The 4320-nt window shown below is 53.2% G+C and carries 3 protein-coding genes, 1 tRNA gene and 2 pseudogenes; 3 read left to right on the top strand and 3 right to left on the bottom strand.

Translation table 11 applies throughout. From position 1 onward, the window contains the following. Positions 1-714: 714 nt before the first annotated feature. Positions 715-1062: a hypothetical protein gene (locus EST62_RS13605; RefSeq protein ID WP_167599375.1), complete on the bottom strand. Its 348-nt coding sequence runs from the start codon at positions 1060-1062 to the stop codon at positions 715-717. A gap of 92 nt (positions 1063-1154) precedes the next feature. Here EST62_RS13605 and EST62_RS13310 point away from each other — a divergent pair, with 92 nt between their 5' ends. Further along, entirely contained in the window at positions 1155-2012 is an 858-nt protein-coding gene (locus tag EST62_RS13310) for an L-type lectin-domain containing protein (RefSeq protein ID WP_129052538.1), read from the top strand. A gap of 160 nt (positions 2013-2172) precedes the next feature. On the opposite strand, the gene EST62_RS13305 is transcribed toward EST62_RS13310, so the two are convergent. Continuing rightward, a tRNA-Cys gene (locus EST62_RS13305) sits at positions 2173-2246 on the bottom strand. Between the two features lie 127 nt (positions 2247-2373). On the opposite strand from EST62_RS13305, the gene EST62_RS13300 reads away from it, so the two are divergent. Continuing rightward, the gene (locus tag EST62_RS13300; RefSeq protein ID WP_129052536.1) at positions 2374-3201 is read left to right on the top strand and encodes a nitroreductase family protein; all 828 of its coding nucleotides are present in this window, start codon (positions 2374-2376) and stop codon (positions 3199-3201) included. A 279-nt stretch (positions 3202-3480) separates the two neighbouring features. Here EST62_RS13300 and EST62_RS13295 read toward each other — a convergent pair. Then, positions 3481-3809, bottom strand: a pseudogene (locus EST62_RS13295) (F0F1 ATP synthase subunit beta); the annotation flags it as partial. Positions 3810-4155: 346 nt separating this feature from the next. On the opposite strand from EST62_RS13295, the pseudogene EST62_RS13290 reads away from it, so the two are divergent. Continuing rightward, positions 4156-4227 (top strand): annotated as a pseudogene (locus EST62_RS13290) (IS200/IS605 family transposase); the annotation flags it as partial. Between the last annotated feature and the right edge of the window lie 93 nt (positions 4228-4320).

The raw sequence follows: 4320 nt of genomic DNA, 5'->3' as shown, positions 1-4320 counted from the left end.
AAGCATGGGAAATGAACCGGGAGGTGGTTCTGAACCCGGACGAAAAGTGAACAATTTTTTTCAAAAAAAAGCGACATCTCTGTTGACATAAAGCGGATGGTGCGTTTTTTGCCCATGTATCTTTTTGGCAACGGCGCAAATCTCTTTAACACGATTTACCGAGCCGACCTGATCAGAATCATCGATGCGGTCGAAAACGGGTAGAGCGGAACTCGGCGCTGGCGGGCCGGATACCTGCACCTGCGACGAGACCAACATCATGTCGTTCGAGGTGCCTAGCAAGTCGCTCCGGATCACCCGAGTACCACTCTGGATCGGGCGACGCCGTGTTGTTCGTGACCAGGTTGTTCAACAAACCACTGTCGGCCCGCAATCATCTCGTCCGGACGCTACCGGTAGTATTACTGCAACTCCTCTCGGCTTGCTCTCGTAATAGATATAGAGCGTACTGCCGGTCGCTCCACGGATAGCTTTCGAGCGGCGCGATCACCGCCAGCCTCTCCGAGATTAGCCGCCGATGCTCCGCATCCACGCCCTGCAGCCAAGGTGATGCTCCGGCTGGGACGGCGAAATGATCTGCAAGGTCGAAGCCGGATAGCTGAATTCGAGATTCACCTGCCACCAGCAATCGAACGCCGCCCTCGTCCTGAAATGCCGTACCTCAGAATCTCGCGTTTCCCTTAGCTTTTCCGAGGAGAACTCCGCTGAGACCGACTATACCTTTATGCCTGCATAGAGATGCGGGCACAGAGAAAAATCGATTACGCGACCCGATTGCAGTGCTGCTCCCGACCAGCCGGGGGCGCGATTTTGCTTTCTGCGCTCCATCCGCTTTGCCTGACAAGCCGGGTTCATGAGATTTTTTTTTGAAGCGCGCATATATAAAAGCCTCACTCCCTCGCATCTCATCCTCGCTTCCTTTTCCTCGATCCCCAAATCCTCCGCCATAGAGCCGCCGATATAACAATAGACAGAGTAACCATTTGCGGACAATTCGGCTCTTTCTGTTTTGTTCGGCGAAAGTGAAATAACCGAAAATGGCTTTGTTGGTATATGTCGCATGTATTAAATGTATGTGATTGTTGGTTTTTGATATTGATTGTATATATTTCTTGTGTAAAAACTGATTGTCAGTTCACATAAAATTTAGAGCAATGAAAACGCGATTACTCACCACTCTGTTGACGCTTGGTATTTTTTGCATTTCCAGTCAGGCCAATGCTGTTCCCGTTCTGAATTCGGTCACACTCGATGATATTGCGCCGACTCCCGGTTCATCGGCCACAAAACTTTCTGACGGGGTTTTGCAGCTTACGGACAACAGTGTGACCGACCCAACCTACCAGATCGGCTCAGCGTACAGCACCTCGCCAGTCGGGATTGAAACCTTCCACGCGACGTTCAGTTTTCAATATTCCGACTCATTTTCCGGTCACGGCAGCGCAGATGGCATTGTGTTTGTTCTAAAAAATCCCGACAGCGCAACAGCCGGAGGCGATGGCGGTGGCTTGGGTTACGGGGCGATATCTACCGACAACGGAGTCTATACCGGCATTCCGAACAGCGTCGGCATCGAGTTCGACAACTGGTACAATTCTGAGGTCAACGATCCGAGCGGCAATCATATCGGCATCAATGTCAACGGCTCCGTGGTCAGCGTGGCAACGCTCGATATTTCGCCAGAATTTAACGGCACCGGACCGTGGTATGCCTGGGTCGATTACAATGGCAGCGTTTTGTCTGTGAGCGTCAGCCAGACAGATCAGAAGCCCGATTCAGCAATGCTTTCATATACTATCGGCAACATCAAGTCGGTTATCGACTCGCCTTCGGCAATGGTTGGTTTTACCGGCTCGACCGGCTGGGCGACGCAAACGCAACAGGTGCTGTCATTTGATTACAATGACCCTCCAGGAGCGGTTCCGGAGCCTGGTACGCTGGTATTGCTTGGTGTGGGTGGCGTACTTGTGATGGGATGGTCGAGAATACAGAGGAAGGAGATAACCGGTTAAGCCTCTCGATGGCCGCCTCGGCTCGCTGTTGAGCGTTGCCATATTCAACTGATGCAACATTGAACCCCTTCCTGGCGATTGCCTCGAAGGGGTTCGCTTTTCTCGCCAGCGGATCCCGCAATAAAAAAACCCCTGACAGTGCAGGGGTTTTGCAGGTTTCTGGAGGTGAAGAGCGGATTCGAACCGCTGTACGAGGTTTTGCAGACCTCTGCCTAGCCACTCGGCCACTTCACCAAACGGAAGCTTAAGGTAAGAAAAAAATCGTTTTTCCAAAACTTTGACTTTTGCCATTTTCAAAGACCCGCATCGGGGGCTTACAGTTTGCGTGACAAGCGCGTAACCATCAAGAATACAATGTTATATGATCGATTTCAGGATTGACCGGGAGCGATGCACGCAATGCAAGCAGTGCGTCGGGGATTGCCCGTCGCGCATCATTGGGCTGGACGGCGAGGGCTTTCCGTCGATTGCGCCCGAAAAGGAGACGAACTGCCTTGGGTGCCAGCATTGCCTGGCCATCTGCCCGGAGGGCGCTCTTTCGATTCTTGGTTACAGGCCGGAGGAGAGCCTGCTGCTCAAAGGCGGCTATCCCGATCCGCAGCAACTTGAAACGCTCATCAAGGGGCGGCGCTCGGTCAGGCGTTATCGTCCGGAAAACCTCGATCCCGAGCTGTTGAACAAACTGCTCGACGTGGCCTGGCACGCGCCCACCGGCGTGAACTCGCGCCAGGTGCGCTTTACCGTGCTCGATGACCGCGACAAGGTCGCCCGGTTGCGCGACGAGGTGATGGCGGGTTTACTCCGGCTTGACCGGGAGGGTGCGTTGCCCGCGTCGAAGTCTTATTACGCCAGCTTTATTAGAGTATGGGAAAAGCGCCAGATCGATCTCATTTTCCGGGACGCGCCGCATTTGCTGATTGCGTCGGCTCCGAAAAGCGCTTCCACGCCGAAGGATGATTGCATGATTGCGCTCACGAGCTTCGAGCTGTACGCGCAAGCTTCGGGCGTCGGCACGCTCTGGAATGGCATAGCCTCATGGGCCATCGACGAAATGTTTCCCGACATTCGCCGAAGCCTCGGTATTCCGGACGAGCATCTGTTCGGTTACGCCATGCTTTTCGGCAAACCGGCAGTACACTACGCCCGAACCGTGCAGCACCAGCCGGCGCCGATCCATCGCGTGCCGTAATATTGCGTTCGCTTGAGTGCCGGAAATCGGCAACCAGTGGCTCGATACAGTGCCGATGGTCGTCGATAGAGAGATGCTCTGCTTGAAACCGGCCAGAGATTGAGCACCTTTCACCAGAGGAATCGGGAATGCTCCAGCTTGGTCATGGCCGGTAAAGCTTTGGAATAAAAAAGTTTGTGGAATTTGAGACGCGAAGCTATGGTTTGCTGAAGACACGGCTTTCAGCGTTTTTATTTACAGGTCAGCAGTTACTACGAGTATGTCGATTTGCAAGGCATGAATTCGTGCGCCGTCGAACAGCCCGGCTTTGCCGCCGCGTTCGAGCGGGGGAGGCGCGCCGTGCACCGAGCGCCAGATGACGCCGGTTACGGGGCCGCGTCGGTCGATGGCGTTGCCGAAGACGTTGAACTTGCGCGACAGCGTTCCCTTGCCGACGGGCGCTCATGCTGCTGGTCGAGCTGCATGAGAATTTCGATCGTCACCTCCATCTCGCGCCCGGTATGGACGATCGAGTAGATCGACGGCAGCGCGTCGTCGAAGCGCAGATCGACCACGCTACCGCGAATCGAGGTGACGATTCCCGTATGCTCCGGCGCTGTTGGTCGCACGGTCACGATCCTCCCGCATCTGCCGGGCCGACCGGTTTGTCACTGAGAGTCTTGCAACTTTTCAAGGACAATGAATCGGGCGACCCCATTGAGTAGAATGGTCAGCTTTTAGGCTTTAAAAATAAAAGTAGTGTTTCCGCCGGGATAAGTCAACAGGCGCGAGGGTTTCGCGGGAGTGGCGGGGGCTGAGTGTGGTTAGGGGGGAAAGAGGTCGGGTAAAACAGGTTGACCATAGCCTTATATTTTTGTTGTTCGGTGATTGTTGTGTTCGTGATTTTATGGTAATTTAATCTCTATGGGATATATTCCCCGAAGCTCTGCTTCGTTAAAGATAAAAGTGTAATAATTGAGCACATATATTCATAAAAGTCATAATGTATCTATACTCATATACCATTTTGTGTGTCCTGCAAAGTATAGCCTCCCCTAAGTGTTAACATAGATGTCGCCTCAAGTAGAGGAGGCGAATTATGGGTTATTCACATGCCGTGAGACACAGTGTCCTGAAAAA

Source organism: Chlorobaculum sp. 24CR (assembly GCF_004118635.1).
Lineage (GTDB): Bacteria > Bacteroidota > Chlorobiia > Chlorobiales > Chlorobiaceae > Chlorobaculum.
This window is presented reverse-complemented; position numbering and strand designations above follow the sequence as displayed.

What these genes read in the sequence shown, in the direction of transcription:
- EST62_RS13605 (WP_167599375.1), bottom strand. Translation starts at nt 1,062, where the DNA reads ATGCGACATATACCAACAAAGCCATTTTCGGTTATTTCACTTTCGCCG.
- EST62_RS13310 (WP_129052538.1), top strand. Translation starts at nt 1,155, where the DNA reads ATGAAAACGCGATTACTCACCACTCTGTTGACGCTTGGTATTTTTTGC.
- EST62_RS13300 (WP_129052536.1), top strand. Translation starts at nt 2,374, where the DNA reads ATGATCGATTTCAGGATTGACCGGGAGCGATGCACGCAATGCAAGCAG.